Source organism: Pseudoalteromonas translucida KMM 520 (genome assembly GCF_001465295.1).
Lineage (GTDB): Bacteria > Pseudomonadota > Gammaproteobacteria > Enterobacterales > Alteromonadaceae > Pseudoalteromonas > Pseudoalteromonas translucida.
Genome location: NZ_CP011034.1, coordinates 2,991,455 through 3,008,022, shown reverse-complemented (window position 1 = coordinate 3,008,022; position 16,568 = coordinate 2,991,455). Strand labels below are relative to the sequence as shown.

General features: G+C 40.2%; 15 protein-coding genes. 12 read left to right on the top strand and 3 right to left on the bottom strand.

Annotated features, from left to right (window positions below; translation table 11 throughout):
- The first annotated feature begins 542 nt into the window (after positions 1–542).
- The 4 genes from PTRA_RS13910 to PTRA_RS13895 are packed head-to-tail and all read left to right on the top strand — an operon-like array spanning position 543 to position 5,179.
- Positions 543–1,547, top strand: coding sequence for a Fe(3+) ABC transporter substrate-binding protein (locus PTRA_RS13910; RefSeq protein WP_058374229.1), 1,005 nt, complete (start codon positions 543–545; stop codon positions 1,545–1,547).
- Positions 1,548–3,179: an ABC transporter permease gene (locus tag PTRA_RS13905; RefSeq protein WP_058374228.1), complete on the top strand. Its 1,632-nt coding sequence runs from the start codon at positions 1,548–1,550 to the stop codon at positions 3,177–3,179.
- Positions 3,180–4,229 carry an ABC transporter ATP-binding protein gene (locus tag PTRA_RS13900; protein ID WP_058374227.1) on the top strand — a complete coding sequence of 350 codons (1,050 nt, stop codon included), beginning with the start codon at positions 3,180–3,182 and terminating at the stop codon, positions 4,227–4,229.
- Positions 4,230–4,279: 50 nt separating this feature from the next.
- Positions 4,280–5,179: a Dyp-type peroxidase gene (locus tag PTRA_RS13895; RefSeq protein ID WP_058374226.1), complete on the top strand. Its 900-nt coding sequence runs from the start codon at positions 4,280–4,282 to the stop codon at positions 5,177–5,179.
- 16 nt (positions 5,180–5,195) lie between these two features.
- On the opposite strand, the gene argR is transcribed toward PTRA_RS13895, so the two are convergent.
- Positions 5,196–5,663, bottom strand: coding sequence for a transcriptional regulator ArgR (gene argR / locus PTRA_RS13890; RefSeq protein WP_041454781.1), 468 nt, complete (start codon positions 5,661–5,663; stop codon positions 5,196–5,198).
- 226 nt (positions 5,664–5,889) lie between these two features.
- Here argR and mdh point away from each other — a divergent pair, with 226 nt between their 5' ends.
- Entirely contained in the window at positions 5,890–6,822 is a 933-nt protein-coding gene (gene mdh, locus PTRA_RS13885; RefSeq protein ID WP_011329303.1) for a malate dehydrogenase, read from the top strand.
- Between the two features lie 103 nt (positions 6,823–6,925).
- On the opposite strand, the gene ispB is transcribed toward mdh, so the two are convergent.
- Positions 6,926–7,897, bottom strand: a complete 972-nt coding sequence (ispB, locus tag PTRA_RS13880; RefSeq protein ID WP_058374225.1) for an octaprenyl diphosphate synthase — start codon at positions 7,895–7,897, stop codon at positions 6,926–6,928.
- Between the two features lie 422 nt (positions 7,898–8,319).
- On the opposite strand from ispB, the gene rplU reads away from it, so the two are divergent.
- From rplU to PTRA_RS13845, 7 genes are all read left to right on the top strand, one after another.
- Complete coding sequence (rplU, locus tag PTRA_RS13875) at positions 8,320–8,631, top strand: 50S ribosomal protein L21 (protein ID WP_006794538.1); 312 nt, start codon at positions 8,320–8,322, stop codon at positions 8,629–8,631.
- A gap of 16 nt (positions 8,632–8,647) precedes the next feature.
- Positions 8,648–8,905 (top strand): 50S ribosomal protein L27, encoded by a 258-nt coding sequence (gene rpmA, locus PTRA_RS13870; protein ID WP_002957747.1) that lies wholly within the window; start codon positions 8,648–8,650, stop codon positions 8,903–8,905.
- Positions 8,906–9,205: 300 nt separating this feature from the next.
- Positions 9,206–10,360, top strand: coding sequence for an Obg family GTPase CgtA (gene cgtA / locus PTRA_RS13865; protein ID WP_058374224.1), 1,155 nt, complete (start codon positions 9,206–9,208; stop codon positions 10,358–10,360).
- Between the two features lie 73 nt (positions 10,361–10,433).
- A complete protein-coding gene (gene folA, locus PTRA_RS13860; protein WP_058374609.1) occupies positions 10,434–10,925 on the top strand; it encodes a type 3 dihydrofolate reductase in 492 nt (163 codons plus the stop codon).
- 80 nt (positions 10,926–11,005) lie between these two features.
- A complete protein-coding gene (locus PTRA_RS13855) occupies positions 11,006–11,383 on the top strand; it encodes a DUF3718 domain-containing protein (protein WP_058374223.1) in 378 nt (125 codons plus the stop codon).
- 390 nt (positions 11,384–11,773) lie between these two features.
- Complete coding sequence (locus PTRA_RS13850; RefSeq protein WP_058374222.1) at positions 11,774–13,699, top strand: methyl-accepting chemotaxis protein; 1,926 nt, start codon at positions 11,774–11,776, stop codon at positions 13,697–13,699.
- A gap of 92 nt (positions 13,700–13,791) precedes the next feature.
- Entirely contained in the window at positions 13,792–14,265 is a 474-nt protein-coding gene (locus PTRA_RS13845) for a peroxiredoxin (protein WP_058374221.1), read from the top strand.
- Between the two features lie 69 nt (positions 14,266–14,334).
- On the opposite strand, the gene PTRA_RS13840 is transcribed toward PTRA_RS13845, so the two are convergent.
- Positions 14,335–16,470: a S8 family peptidase gene (locus PTRA_RS13840; RefSeq protein ID WP_058374220.1), complete on the bottom strand. Its 2,136-nt coding sequence runs from the start codon at positions 16,468–16,470 to the stop codon at positions 14,335–14,337.
- Positions 16,471–16,568 lie beyond the last annotated feature (98 nt).

Sequence of the window (16,568 nt, the reverse complement as noted above, 5' to 3'; positions counted from 1 at the left end):
TACAATATTACTTTTTAGTTCTATGTAATGTAGGCGCTCCTGCCTGTATCCTTTATTTCCTAAACATCCTGTAAAACAACGTAAATCCTTTGTTGCTATCCTTTACGCATCATCCTGATGCTATCCTTTAAGACATTCCATTGTGTTGCTCTCCTAGAGCCTGTCCTAAAATCCGTTTTGTATTAGTAACCTAAATCATTGGTTGGTCGAGTAACTTGTCCGTTTCCATTTACTCGTTAAGCATCACTGCTTGGTTGTTAAGTTAATTATAGGCAGTACGATATTTTAAAGAAGTATAGCTTGCTAATTAATTGATATAGTCGCAATGGTTAAAGTTATTTACTTTAAATAAAACAAATGGTTACTGTATTTATCATGGTTTTTCATGTTGTGTTTTCATCATTAGCTGTCACGTTTGTAAGATATGTCTTACGCGGGGTTTCTATTTTAGCGATTTTAACTAGATCAGATTATATAAAGTGTGCACTTTTGAGTAAGGCACGGTAGAATTATTGATAATAGTTATTATTCAGGTGGGAAATATGAAAAAAGTATTCGCAATTGTAGTTGGTTTGGCCGTGTCGGCACCCGTTTTTGCAACTGAGACCGTTAATATTTATTCTTTTCGACAGCCTTTTTTAATAAAACCAATTTTAGATGATTTTACTAAGCAAACTGGTATTAAAACAAATGTAGTGTTTGCCAATAAAGGTTTAATAGAGCGCGTTAAACGCGAAGGTAAGCACAGCAAAGCCGATTTAGTGTTAACGTCTAATTTTAGCGCCTTAATTCAACTTGAAGATTTAGATTTAACGCAAACTATTAGTAGCGAAGCAATTAATAACAACGTGCCTGCGGCATTTCGTGATGGCGATGGGCAGTGGGTAGCACTTACTAAGCGAGTGCGTAATGTTTACTCGTCAAAAGAGCGTGTGGGCGCACTACCTGAGCTGACTTATGAAGATTTGGCCGATCCAAAATATAAAGGGCAAATATGTACTCGCTCTGGTAAACACCCGTATAACTTAGGCTTAGTTGCATCCATGATTGCACACCATGGTGAAGCAGATACCAAAGCATGGCTTGAGGGGGTTAAAGCAAATTTAGCGCGTAAACCACAAGGTAACGATAGGGCGCAAGTAAAAGCAGTGAAAGAAGGTTTGTGCGACCTTGCATTTGGCAATAGTTACTACTTAGGTAAAATGCTGCAAGATGAAACCCAAAAAGAATGGGCAGAAGCGGTAAATATTAATTTTCCGAACCAAATTAATCGCGGCTCACATATAAATGTGTCGGGTGCAGTTATTACAAAATACGCTAAAAACCCTGAAAATGCCTTGAAACTCCTAGAGTATATGACCGACAATAAAGCACAAAACATGTACGCTTCAATTAATATGGAATACCCGGTTAAGCCAGGCGTAGAATTATCAAATTTAGTTGCATCTTGGGGAAGCTTTAAAGAAGATAGCTTACCACTTGATGAAATTAGTAAATATCGTCCGTTAGCGTTAAGGCTAATTGATGAGGTGAAATTCGATCTTTAAATGACTTATAAATTTCAGCTGTCTAAATGGCAGCTTTTTGCATGGTCGACGGGATTATTACTGTCGACCCCATTGTTTTTTCTGCTATTTGAATCTCTACAAGGTAACTCTGAGGTGTTTTCGCATCTTTGGAATACAGTGCTGTGGGATTACATTTCTAATACCGTATTACTCATTTTAGGTGTGTGTGTACTAAGCTGTGCTATTGCCTTACCGCTTGGCTGGCTAACCGCTTATTGTAGTTTTCCTGGTAAAAAACAGTTTGAATGGGCGTTAATGCTGCCACTGGCTATGCCTACCTACATTATTGCTTATGTTTATACCGACTTGCTTGATTACGCAGGCCCAGTACAAAATACTCTCAGAGACTGGTTTGGGTGGCAATCGCCTGATGATTACTGGTTTTTTGATATACGTACTTTGCCCGGCGCTATTGTAATGCTTGCACTGGTGCTTTATCCCTATTTATATTTAATTTTTAAAACAGCCTTGCGTGAGCAGTCTTTTAAATTAGTGCAGGCTAGTCAGCTAATGGGGCTGTCGTCGTGGCAGAGCTTTTTTAGGGTTAGCTTAGTGTTATCGCGCGGCGCAATTGTAGCTGCGCTAGCGCTAATTAGTATGGAAACCATGGCTGACTTTGCCACAGTAAGCTACTTTGCTGTAAGCACCTTAACCACTGCCGTATACGATACGTGGTTTGGTTATTACTCGTTAACCGCCGCGGCTAAAATATCGGGCGTGATGTTACTGTTATTATTTTTAGCCTTAATGGCAGAGCGTTTTAGCCGCCGTAATCAAGCGGTGTTTGAGCGCCAGTCGGGTATAAATAGTGAAGCGCTTTACATATTAAAAGGCAAGTCGGCTTGGCTGGCAACGCTATTTTGCAGTGTAATTTTAATTGTTGCCTTTGTTATCCCTATTGCTGTGTTAATAAAGTACGCCATTGTTTATTTTGATCAAGCATGGAGTAGTGAGTTTTTTAGCTATGCGTGGCAAAGTTTAAAGGTAGCTATAGTAGTAAGCGTAGTAACGCTGTTACTTAGTATATTAGTGGTGTTTTATCAGCGTATAGCCAAGCAAAGCTATCCGCTTCTTCCGGGGCGATTAGCCAGCACCGGCTACGCTTTACCAGGAACAGTACTGGCTATTGCGGTGCTATTACCGCTTACGCTGTTAGAAAACACGGTAAACAGTGTGCTTGATCCGTATGATTTAGATATAGGCCTGTTACTCACGGGCAGTGTATTTACCATTATTTTTGCTTATGTAGTGCGTTTTTACGCAGTAGCACATGGCGCGATTGAGTCGAGTTTTTTACGCATTAGCCCCTCCCTCGACATGGCAAGCCAATCTATGGGCAAAAGCCAAGGCCATACGTTACGTTTGGTGCATTTGCCTTTACTTAGACGCGGGTTGCTTACTGCGGCTTTGCTGGTGTTTATTGAATGCATGAAAGAGCTACCTACGGCTTTGTTACTTAGGCCGTTTAATTTTGAAAGCTTAGCTACACATGTGTTTCAGTATGTGAGCGATGAGCAGTTAGAGCTGGCTTCTATATCGGCATTATTTATTGTGCTGGTTGGATTTATCCCCCTGTATTTTATTAACCGTTCTATGGAGCAACGTAGTTAAATGAGTAGTTTGATTTTACAAGGCGTGAGCTATCAATATAACGGTACTAAGGTTATTCACGAGCTAAATTTAACCATAGGTAAAAACGAAATAGTGTGTTTGTTAGGTGCCAGTGGTTGTGGTAAAACCACCACCCTAAAAGCAATTGCAGGGCTAATAGAAACGCAACAAGGAAGCGTGTTTATCGATGGCAAGCTGGTAAGTAACGCCAATACATTTATCTCGCCAGAGCATCGTAATATTGGCATGATGTTTCAAGATTATGCGTTATTTCCACATTTAACCGTGGCACATAATATTGCTTTTGGCTTAAGTAAAATGAGTAAAGAGCAAAAGCAACAGCGCGTTGATGAAATGCTTAAGCTGGTACATTTAGTTGGCTGCGCCGACAGGTATCCGCATCAGTTATCGGGTGGACAACAACAGCGCGTGGCGATTGCACGTGCACTTGCTTACAAACCAAGTTTACTATTACTTGATGAGCCGTTTTCGAATATAGACACTCAAGTACGCTTTGAATTAATTGCCGATATTCGCCGCATAATTAAAACCCAACAAGTGTCGGCGGTATTTGTTACCCACTCAAAGGAAGAGGCTTTTGCATTTGCAGATACACTGGCTATTATGCATCAGGGTAAAATAGCTCAGCAGGGCACCCCAGAACAGCTTTTTGCTAAACCAAGCTCAAAGGAGGTTGCAGAGTTTCTGGGTCAGGGCATATACTTAAGCGCAGAAGTGTTAACAGCAACTGAATATAAAACCGCTTTTGGCCTAGTGGAGTCGGTTATTGCGCACCAGCATCAGGCTAATATAGGAAAAATATATGTGCGTCCTCATCAAATAGAGCTAATGAGCGACAGTAAAAAAGATAGCCATAGTGAACGCGCCACCATATTAAGCAGTCGTTTTATTGGTTCGGCTTATGTTTACACTGTAGTTATTGCACAACAAGAAATAGAAGTTGCAGCGCAATATGGCCAGTCATTTGTTCAAAATGAGCAGGTTATAATAAAAATAAAACCCCACACGGTGAATTTTTTCGAATCATAAATTAATTTGTTATTCGCTGTGTTTATCTATTTATAAGCTAAGGAATAACAATGGCACAAGCGCAATCAGGGATTTGTGCTGAAGCAAACTTACACGGTTTGCATTTATTTTTTAATGTGTTTGATGGCCAAGATGAGTCATTACGTACAAAACTCAAGCAAGTAAGCGCTATTGAGGAAGAGTTTAGCGATCAGTTTTCTGAATCTATGCTTTCTTGTATGGTGGCTATTGGTGCGCAATATTGGCCGCATATTTTGCCAGAGTATATCCCCAGTGAACTACAAAGCTTTCCTAATATAAATCATAATGAGCACGCAATGAGCGTGCAGCCGTGTGATTTGTTTGTGCAAATACGTTCAGACCGCGAAGACGTTAATCATTTATTTGCGCTGCAAATTTTAAAGTTATTTGCGCCAGACGTAGAGTTGGTGGAACAAATTCGTAATTTTAGATTTTTAGATGGTCGCGATTTTAATGGCTTTATTTATGGTGGAAAAATGCCGCATGGCCGACAAAAGCGGGCAACGGCGTTAATAAATAAACCTGGTAGCTTTGAGGATCAAGGCAGTTATATCCATGTGCAACGTTATAAGCACGATCTAAGCGTATGGCAGCATCTATCGCTAGATGAACAAGAGCAAATAATAGGTCGCACTCGCTTAGATAACACCCTTATAACTCCAGCGCTTGAAACCAGCCATGCACAGCGCAGTGAATTACAAGATGAGCAAGGCCAACCAATATTACTTAATCAAGGCATGCCTTATGGCGATGTTTACGAGCAAGGAATGTTGTCAATTACTTGCTCGGCCAGTGGAACCGCATTTGAACAGGTATTAAAAAGTCGTTTAGGTGAGGGGGAGTGCTATGATCATTGGCTTGATTTTACTCAAGCCGATATGGGGTCTGCGTTTTTTGCACCGTCAGTTGGGTTTTTAAAACAGTTATAACGCGTGTTTTCAAATACTAAACCGTATCAAATAAAATACGTACCCGCTCTAGGGTTAAGTCTATTTCAGATATTTTAGCTGGGGCAATAAAAATAGTGTCGTCGCCGGCTATAGTACCTAACACGCCATCGGCTTTACCTAATGAGTCAAGTAAACGCGCAATGAGCTGAGCCGCGCCTGGACTGGTACGGATAATAATCATCATTTCGTTATGCATTATATCAATAACAAGCTGACGCAACGGACTTTTTGCTGTGGGTACGCCCATTTCTGCAGGCAAGCAATACACCATTTCTTGTTTGGCATTACGCGTTCGTACCGCGCCAAATTTACTAAGCATGCGCGACACTTTGCTTTGGCTTATATTGTCAAAACCTTGCTCTTTTAACGAATCTACTATATCGCCTTGAGAGCCAAAGTTCTCTTCTTTTAAAAGCGCTTTAAATGCTTTTACTAACGCTTCCTGTTTGTCTTGTGGTTGCATAGTTTTTATTTGCTTTTTATTATCCATGCCGCAAATTCTACACAAAAACGAATAATTATGCAGCAGTTGTTTATTTAACTTGCCAGTTTACTGTGTTCAGGCCAAATGTTTTTACAACTATGGTCTAAAATATTACGAAAATAGGCAGGATAAATTTGTTTTTAGTCGCTAATTTCTTTATCTTAGAGCCATAAATATTTCCTACCTCAAATCACGGAGAATTCCAATGAAAGTTGCTGTATTAGGTGCTGCAGGCGGTATCGGTCAAGCGTTGTCTTTATTATTAAAAACAGGCTTACCAGCTGGTTCTGAATTATCACTATATGATGTTGCACCAGTAGTTCCAGGTGTTGCGGTTGATCTATCTCATATCCCTACAGCGGTTAAAGTAGCTGGCTTTGGCGCTGATGCGTTAAATGAAGCGCTTAAAGATGCTGATATCGTACTTATTCCTGCTGGCATGCCACGTAAGCCAGGTATGGATCGTGCAGATTTATTTAATGTAAATGCTGGTATCATCAAAACGTTAGCAGAAGGCATAGTTGCAAGTTGTCCTAAAGCGTTAGTAGGTATTATTACTAACCCAGTAAACGGCACGGTACCAATTGTTGCTGAAGTATTTAAAAAAGCAGGTACTTACGACGCTAAACGCGTATTTGGTATTACTACGCTTGACGTTATTCGTTCAGAAGCATTTGTTGCTGAACTTAAAGGCGTAGACGTAGCAACTGTTAAAGTTCCTGTAATTGGTGGCCACTCAGGTACTACTATTTTACCACTACTTTCTCAAGTTGAAGGCGTGAGCTTTACTGATGAGGAAGTTGCAGCACTTACTCCACGTATCCAAAATGCGGGTACTGAAGTTGTAAATGCTAAAGCGGGTGGCGGTTCAGCTACTTTATCAATGGGTGCAGCTGCAGCTCGTTTTTGTATGTCTTTAGTTAAAGGCCTACAGGGTGAAGACGTTGTAGATTACGCATACGTTGCTGTTGAAAATGGCGATGCAGAGTACTTTGCACACCCAGTACGTTTAGGTAAAAACGGCGTAGAAGAAATTCTTTCTTACGGCGAACTAAGCGCATTTGAAACAAAAGCAAAAAATGACATGCTTGAAACACTGAAAAAAGACATCAAAGAAGGTGTTGATTTCATGGCGTAATAGCCAAAATCAAGTGACAAAAAAGCCTGCGTTTGCAGGCTTTTTTATTGCTCGGAATTTAATTAACCTGCATCCAGGTTAGCTACACATAAAGACAGTAAAGTTAGTGATCGCGATCAACTGCAATACGGGCAAGGCTCACAAGTGCTTGTTTATATTCAGACTCAGCTAAAAAGTCTAAGCAAGCAATGGCTTTGTCGGCTTCAAGTTCGGCCTTTTGCATCGTAAATTCAAGTGCATTCGTTTGTTTAAGTGCCGCTAAAATCTCTTCAAGATGATCCATGCCATTACTGTGCTCTATAGCGTCACGGATCAGCTGTGTTTGCTGCTCATTACCATGTTGCATTGCATAAATAAGCGGCAGCGTTGGTTTACCTTCGGCTAAATCATCACCAATATTTTTACCTAATTGATCAGCATCTGCGTTGTAATCAAGTACGTCATCAACGAGCTGAAACGCAGTACCTAAATGCATGCCGTATAGGTTAAGCGCATCAAGCGTGGCTTGGTTTTGCTCAGTAATAATGGCAGCAAGGCCTGTAGCGGCTTCAAATAGCTTAGCGGTTTTAGAGTAAATAACCTGCATATAGCTGGCTTCAGTGGTATCGGGGTCATTACAGTTCATTAACTGTAATACTTCACCTTCAGCAATAATGTTAGTTGCATCTGCAAGCACTTGCATTACCTGCATTTTACCAAGGCCAACCATAAGCTGAAATGAACGAGTGTAAATAAAGTCGCCTACTAATACGCTGGCAGCATTACCAAACTCAGCATTTGCTGTAGGCGTGCCTCGGCGTAAGTTAGATTCATCAACAACATCATCATGTAGTAGTGTTGCGGTATGAATAAACTCAACAATAGTTGCAAGTGTAATATGCTCTTTACCCTGATAACCCAGTGCTCTGGCTGCTAGTATTGCCAACATTGGGCGCACGCGCTTGCCGCCACTGTTTACAATATACAAACCAAGTTGGTTAACTAACGCCACATCTGAGCGCATTTGCGCATGTATAAGTTGATTGACGTCATTCATATCGTTTTCGATTAACGCCTGGATAGCTTTTATATCCATTGATCTCCGAGCCAATTTTTATGTGTGAACGGCGCAGATTGTACAACAAAAAAAGCACTAGCTCGATATTTTGTGACGATTCCCTGAAAAAACACGGTTAACATTGCTAATTAGTACTTAAATACGAGAGATAACTGATTAATTAGCGCACAAAGCGTGCTGTAAGTTATGTTTATTTATTATCCGTCATAGTGTGGGTTTAGCTAAGGCAAATTATTTTCACTAATCGTGAAAAAGCGCTTGGCAAAAGGGCTATTTAATATAAAATAGGGGAAATATTGAATTGCTCTCAATGCAGCTACTTTTTATTCATTTTAATTACAAAATAGGCTTGCTAGTTATTACGCCGTAGCGTAAACTTCGCGCCCTATCGAAGAATATTTTAGTTGCGTCGATTTGAGGGCGCACAGACGGAGTTAATTATGTACGCGGTTTTCCAAAGTGGTGGTAAACAGCATCGTGTGACTGAAGGTCAAACGATTCGTCTTGAAAAATTAGACGTTGAAACTGGTGCAGCAGTAGAATTTGATTCAGTACTTTTAGTTGCTGATGGTGAGAAAATCGAGATTGGTGTACCGTTCGTAAACGGTGGCAAGATAACAGCTGAGGTTGTTTCACATGGTCGCGGTGAGAAGATTAAGGTTGTTAAATTTAGACGCCGTAAGCATTCTCGTAAGCAAATGGGCCATCGTCAATGGTTCACAGAAGTTAAAATCACTGGCATTAGCGCTTAATTAGAGGTACTTAGAAATGGCACATAAAAAAGCAGCTGGTAGTACTCGTAACGGTCGCGATTCAGAAAGCAAACGCCTAGGTGTTAAGCGTTTTGGTGGCGAATCAGTTCTAGCGGGTAGCATCATTGTTCGTCAGCGTGGAACTCGTTTCCACCCTGGTACAAACGTAGGTATCGGTAAAGACCATACTATCTTCGCAAAAGCAGATGGTAAAGTTCAGTTTGAACAAAAAGGTCCTTTAAACCGTAAATACGTAACTATCGTAACTGAGTAATCAGTAAGATAGTTAAAAAACCCCGCCTTTGCGGGGTTTTTTGTTTTCATTATTTTACAATATATACCCAAGCCTGCAATCATACCTATCGGTTTAAGCAGCGGACTCTTTAACGATAAGAAAATCGTTCTAGAACTAGGCAAAAGCTTTTATATTTAGTTGTCCTAAATATAAAATTTTTAACGAAGTTATAGAGTGATTTAATTCGTAAAATGGTTCAAATATTTATGCCAATTGGTATTAAGTTGGCTTGGGTATATAATAGTGTTATTAACAAGCCAATCCCTAAAGTGAGTAATCATGAAGTTTGTAGATGAAGTAGAAATTCGCGTAGAAGCTGGAGACGGTGGCGCCGGTATCGTGTCTTTCCGTCGTGAAAAATATATCCCAGAAGGTGGGCCTGACGGTGGTGACGGTGGTGACGGTGGTAGTGTTTATCTACAAGCGGATGAAAACTTAAATACCTTAATTGATTACCAATTTGAACGTTTCCATAGAGCAGATCGCGGTACCAATGGCCGCAGCCGTAACTGTACGGGTAAAAAGTCTGACGATTTATTTATTATGGTACCTGTGGGTACACGTATTATGGACGTTGATACGCAAGAGGGATTAGGCGATTTAACCCAACATGGCCAAAAGATTTTGGTGGCAAAAGGCGGTTTCCATGGCTTAGGAAATGCGCGTTTTAAATCAAGTACTAACCGTGCTCCGCGTCAAAAAACATTAGGAACAGAGGGTGAAGTCCGCAACCTTAAACTAGAGTTATTGTTATTAGCAGATGTAGGTTTATTAGGTTTGCCAAATGCAGGTAAGTCTACCTTTATCCGTAGTGTATCGGCAGCAAAACCAAAAGTAGCAGACTACCCATTTACGACGCTTATTCCTAATTTAGGCGTGGTACGTCCTGAAGCTAATAAATCATTTGTTATCGCTGATATACCAGGTTTAATTGAAGGTGCATCGGATGGTGCTGGTTTAGGTATTCAATTTTTGAAGCACCTAGAGCGCTGTAGAATATTACTGCATATTATTGATGTAATGCCAGTCGATGGCTCAAATCCAGTTGATAATGCATTTGCGATTGTTAATGAGTTACATCAGTACAGCCCTAAATTAGCAGAAAAACCGCGCTGGTTGGTATTTAACAAAATAGATTTATTACCAGCCGACGAAGCAAAAGCTTTATGTGACAAAATTGCACAAGAGCTAGGCGAAACTGAAAATATTTACAGTATTTCTGCTATTAATAAATCAAATACTCAACCGTTAATTCATGACGTAATGACATTGCTTGAAAGCATGCCAAAAGAGAAATTCGTTGAAACAACAGACGAAGAGGTTGAGTTTAAGTGGGACACCTATCATCAAAAAGCCGCTAAAAAAGGCGATGATGATGATTGGGATGAGTGGAATGAAGATGATTACGACGTAGAAGTTGTATACGAGCGTTAATTATAATTAATTACATATAAAAGGAGCTTATGCTCCTTTTTCTTTGTTTAATAATAAATACTGGATAATTAGTGTGATAATTTCAATGATTGCTGCAATGGCAAATAACCGTGTAATTGGCCTTAATAATACAATGCCTTGGCATTTACCAGGAGACTTACAGCATTTTAAAAAAATAACCACAGGTAAACCTGTGGTTATGGGGCGCAAAACATTTGAGTCTATTGGGCGGCCTTTACCAGGGCGTCGTAATATAATTATTACCCGTAATAGCCAGTATCAAGCAACTGGAATAGAAGTTGCTACAACGCCAGAGGCCGCGTTAAATTTAGTTGCAGATGTGGAAGAGGTGATGGTCATTGGTGGTGGAAATATTTATCAACAATTTTTAGAAAGTGCGCAAAGGCTTTATTTAACCTTTATAGACTTAGATGTTGAAGGTGATACTCAGTTTCCTGATTACGAAAAAGCAGCAAACTGGCAGGTTAAAGATGAAGTGAAAATGGCTGCGGATGAAAAAAATCAATATAGTCATAGATTTGTAACTTTATATAAAAGTTCTTAACATTATTGCGAAATACTGAGCATATTGATACAATATTAACTAATCCAATAGGAATAAAGTATTATAAAAAAGGGTTTTACATGATTAAGTTATCAAAGCTAGTTGTTATTACTGCACTTGCAGCCGGTTCGTTTGTATATACTGCCCCTGCACAAGCAGATGATCAGTTAGCGATTTCTATCTGTGAGTATATTGCAGCGGATGATAAAAATCGTTTACGTAGTAAACTTAAAAGCTCACGAGTGAAAGTTCGTAATATATACGACGCAGTATTTTGTAACGGTAATAATTTATTACGTCATGCAGTGGCAAGTAATGCATTAGACACCGGTGAATACATAGTAAAAAACTTATCTAAAAGCTCGCTAGAAGATGGTGCTGATATATCATGGGCTGAATCGAACGGTCATTCAGGATCGCCCTTAATTGCGATAATTAAAGAGCGCGCAGGCCTTTAATTTTACAATAAATACGATTAAACCACGTTTTATACGTGGTTTTTTATGCCTATATTTTTATAAATAATTTTAAATAACACAGCACACTGTTCTGGTGCTGTAATTCAAACTCCCCTAACACAAACGCCAACCTTATTAAAAACATGACCCTACTTGCTTATTAACTTACTTATTGTGTTGAAAAGAACTTATGCTGACTGCATAGATACAGAATGTAGAGTAATGCAGGAATAATCACACAAAATAATTATAACTCATTATTTTTAATTGTTAATAAGGTGATCCTAAGTGCTGTGGCTGCTCACGAATTTAATATAATTAGTCGTATTTGCCATTAAACTGTCATAAATATTCAATATTCTACGCGCATATGATTTTAGGGATTTATTTATGCGCGCCTCTACATTTACCCGCTTACTGGCTGTTTTGTTAACTCTCGCGAGTGTTTTATTAGCTATGACTCTACTTTGGGCCAGTCAAACTTTACTTAAACTAGAGCAGCAAGACAGTGCATATAGACAGCTTAAAAATACGATTATGGTTGATTTATCGAGTTACTTAAGTAATTACTTAGCACAAGGCGATAGCCAATACTTAACACAAGCCTCAAGTTTAATTTCGCAAGTAGAGCAAAAACAGTTAACGCTATTACCAGTGACTCTTAAATCACAACTTACTGAGCAATTAAATACTCTACATAATGATATAAACGGTAAATATAGAGCCTTGGGTAAGCTCTCTGGTAACGAAACGGCTTTACTTGATAATGCGCTAAGGCAAATGGCTGGTTCGGCATCCTCGTTAATTAGTTATGCGCGCTCAGCTTCGGATAAAAGTCACGACACGCTTAGTTATTATAAATTGGCCAATGAGTATTATAGTGAAGTGATTAACTTATCATTATTTAGTTATCAACTGGTGCTAGATTACCAGCAGAGCGTAGAGCAGAGTTTGCAACAAAGTGTGAAAAATTTAAATGTATTAGCAGCAAAAATAGAGCAGCTACCAAACTTAGGTGTGATGGATAAAGTAGATGAGTATAGTTTATTTATTGACGAGCAAAGTGAAGATTTAGCTACTGATATAAAATCAGAATTAAGTAGTTGGCCAAATCGCTATCCTCGGGATTTAACCAGTACATTAACTCAGGCGCAACAACGACAGACGGGGGCCGATGAATTGCGCACGCAGCTTAGTAATTTATCTAAAACAGTGATAAATGCAGAGCAAGCACTAAAAACACAACAAGATAATTTAAAGCAGCAAGTATTTTGGGTTTTTTGTGTTGCTATTAGTGGACTCGTTATACTTGCTGGCGGTGTTTATATTGTTCAGCGTAATCTGGTACTTAATCCTCTTCGACGGTTGCGCGACGGATTTGCATTTTTAATTGAAACAAATGAGCTTAAAAATATTGTCAGTAATAATCCAAAAACCGAGGTCGGGGAAATAGCCCAATACTTTAATCAGCTAATTGAACGCCAGCGCATAGAAGCACAAGAGCGAGCGCAAATGCTAAAAGTAGTGAATGCTTTTATGCAGCAAATGAGTAAACATTTACAGACGATTGAGCAGCAAACTACTACGAGTTACGGACAAGTGGAACAAAATCAGTATTTGCTAACCGATATTCAGCAGATTGGAGAGCAAGTTAATAATATTAATACACAAGTAGCTGATAACGCACAAAGCACCTTTAGTGCCATGGAGCAAAGCTTAGGATTTGCGCAAAGTATGTTAAGTGCGAGTGCCGATACACAGGCACGGGTTGAACGCAGTATACAAAGCTTACAAGAGCTGCTTAATGGTGTTGAAGGCGTAAGTAAAATTATAGAAGTAATACGTAATATTGCAGAGCAAACCAACTTACTTGCGCTTAATGCAGCAATAGAATCAGCTAGGGCAGGTGAGCATGGTCGCGGCTTTGCAGTAGTGGCAGATGAAGTTAGGCAATTGGCACGGCAAACGCAAGGCTCGCTGAGCGAGATAAATGGGCAGCTCACCATACTGAGTGAAAACTCACGGCTAGTTACTACGCAAATAACGGCATTAACCCAAGGTGCTCAATCGCAAACACAAAATGCCCAAGAGCTTAAGTTAAATTCGGAGGCGGTGGCAAGTAATGCGCAAAATGCTAATAAAGTAGCGTTTGAGGCGATGGAGCTTGCTAAGCAGCAAAGCAATTTATTAGATAACTTTAGTCAGTCAATGGCTGAAATGAAGGGGCAAGTAAGTGAGTCGAGCTCGTTGGTGGATGATATACGCCATCAGCTACAGCAACAAATTCATACTATTAAAGGGGGCTTGGGGTTGTAATAAATTAGCTTTAGCGCTCATCTTATATCATGCTCTAAATTCTATGTGCTAAGCTGTATGCTGGTTTTATTTTATAAGATGAAGGATTTATAATGATTGTACAAGGTCAAACTCTTCCCTCGGTTGCGCTAAGCCAGTTAACCGACGATGGTATGCAAACACTGACTAACAGTGAATTATTTGCAGATAAAAAAGTTGTATTGTTTGCAGTCCCCGGTGCGTTTACACCTACCTGTTCAAATGCTCACTTACCAGAGTTTATTACTCTGGCAGATAAAATAAAAGCAAAGGGCGTTGATGCAATTTATTGTGTATCGGTAAATGATGCGTTTGTTATGAAAGCATGGGGAGCATCACAAAATGCACAAGAAATAGCCATGCTGGCAGACGGCGATGCGAGTTTTACTAAAGCATTAGGCCTTGATATGAATACGGCAGGGTTTGGCGGTATGCGTTCAAAGCGTTACGCAATGATTGTGGAAAATGGTGTAGTAACCGGTTTATTTGTAGAGCAAGAAAAAGAGTTTGTGGTTAGTCGTGCCGCTGCTGTTTTAGAAAAACTATAGAACATATTAGCGATTTGAAAATACAAAAGCCGATGTTGATGCAACATCGGCTTTTGTAATTATTGCTTATTAAGGCTGATATTGTCCGCTAAGTGTTAAGCCCGAGAAGGTTTTGTACGCGTTAACACTTAAGTGCCACGTACCCGCTTGTGGGTTAGAGAAAGTACAGGTTTCGGCATTACCATTTTTATATGGGCGACAATCGTAACTCGATGTCGTGGGCTGACTGCCAAACTTAACAAACAAATCAGCATCGCCTGTGCCACCGCTTGTTGTTACTGTAAATGTAGCCATACCTGCAGGCACGTCTAGCGTGTAATGCTTCCATTGACCTGCATTAGCACTTACATCGCTTACAGTGCCACCACCTGCTTGAGGTGTGCCTGATCCCCCGCCTGTAGCTGCTGTAATATTACCTGTTAAGCTGATCCCAGAATAGGCAGAATAACCTCGTAGCATCACATGATACGTACCTGATGCAGGGTTATCGATTGAACACTCTTCGTTGTTACCGCCCTTGTATGGACGACAATCGTATGTAGAGGTTGTTGGCTTGCTGCCAGAGCGCACGTATAAATCGGCATCACCGGTGCCACCACTCATAGTGAAAGTGACATTAGTTGCGCCACTGGGCACCGTCATTGTATAAAATGTTTCTGAGTTAGTTGCGCCGCTTAAACCTGTTTGAGTTTCGCCATCAAGGAGTTCATTACCACTTGGTGGTGGTGCAGTGCTACCACTTGCTGCAGCTACGGCGGCAGCTGCATCAACAATACCGGTACCACAGCTGGTACATGTGGCAGGGAACGAGCGGGTGGTTGTTTTTAAAATATTTTCGATTTCATCGGGAGTAGCATTCGGCTTTGCTTGTTTTATCAGTGCCGCTACGCCAGCAACATGGGGTGCTGCCATTGATGTACCCTGCGAAAAACCGTAGCTATCGCTAGAAGGGGTTGATGAACCGGCATTATAAGTCGATAAAACACCTTCAGAATCGTTAGCAAAACTTTGCGCACCACCCGGTGCGGCAACATCAATATTACTACCGTAATTAGAGTAATAAGCACGACCGCCATTACGGCCAACCGAGGCTACATTTACCACGCCATTACAGTTGCCTGGGTTATAGTTTGCTGAGTTATCGTTATCGTTACCGGCAGCAATTACCACTACGGTGCCGTTATTACGTGCGGTGTTAATAGCACTTTGTGTTGTAGAACTACATGAGCCACTGCCCCCTAAGCTCATATTTATTACATCAGCAGGATTGGCATTTGCCGGTAGCCCAGATACATTACCACCAGAAGCCCAAATAATGCCATCAGCAATATCAGAGGTTAAACCACCACATTTACCTAGTACACGTACAGGCACTACTTTGGCGCCGTAAGCAACCCCAGCAACACCCTCACCATTATTAGTAACTGCAGCAACAGTGCCTGCTACATGTGTACCGTGCCAGCTAGAGTTTTGTGCACCGTTTGTACCACATTCATTGGCAGCAACTGCATCGCCTGGATCGCGGGCATCGCTATCGCGACCATTACCATCATTAGCCACCGATAAATTCGAGATCATATCGTAACCGGGTAAAATATTAGCGTTTAAATCAACATGAGGACGATAGCCTGTATCGAGTACAGCAACAACAACACCGCTGCCAGTAGCTGTATCCCATGCGGTAGGTAAGTTTAAGCCACCAGCTTGTTCATAATAATGCCATTGGTCGTCAAATCGTGGATCATTAGGCGTTGCAAACGGTTGCAGCATTTGATCGACTTCAATGTAGTCAACATTGCCTGATTCAAGCATCTCTTGCATAAATTGCTGTGCTTCTTGAGCGTTTAGCTTTTTACTTGCACGCATTACATGGTGGTTATTAAGCGCCATGGCACGAATATACTTAGCTTTTACTTTACCTTTTTTAGAGGTGTAATTTTTAACAAAGCTCTGCGCTTTATTTTGCATATTCGATTGGCTTACATCTGTGTCTGTAGCTGTAAAGCTAGCTAAATCATTAGTGTTATTTTTATATTTAATAATGAATTGTGTTTCAAAACCAGTTTGATTTTGTAATTTAGCTGTTGTTTCGGCCATTGATGGTGCGATTGCTTGTGCAGGAGTTGCAATACTCGATGTTGCAGCAAATAGTGAGCTGACAGTAAAGGCTATTGCGCATTTTTTAAATGATTTACTTGTTGTCATGATTATCCTTAGTTTTTATTTATTATTTCGTAGCATAAATCCACGAAGCGGGTACAAAGGTAAATGATCTGTTAATTTAATTGAAAGATTAATTACTT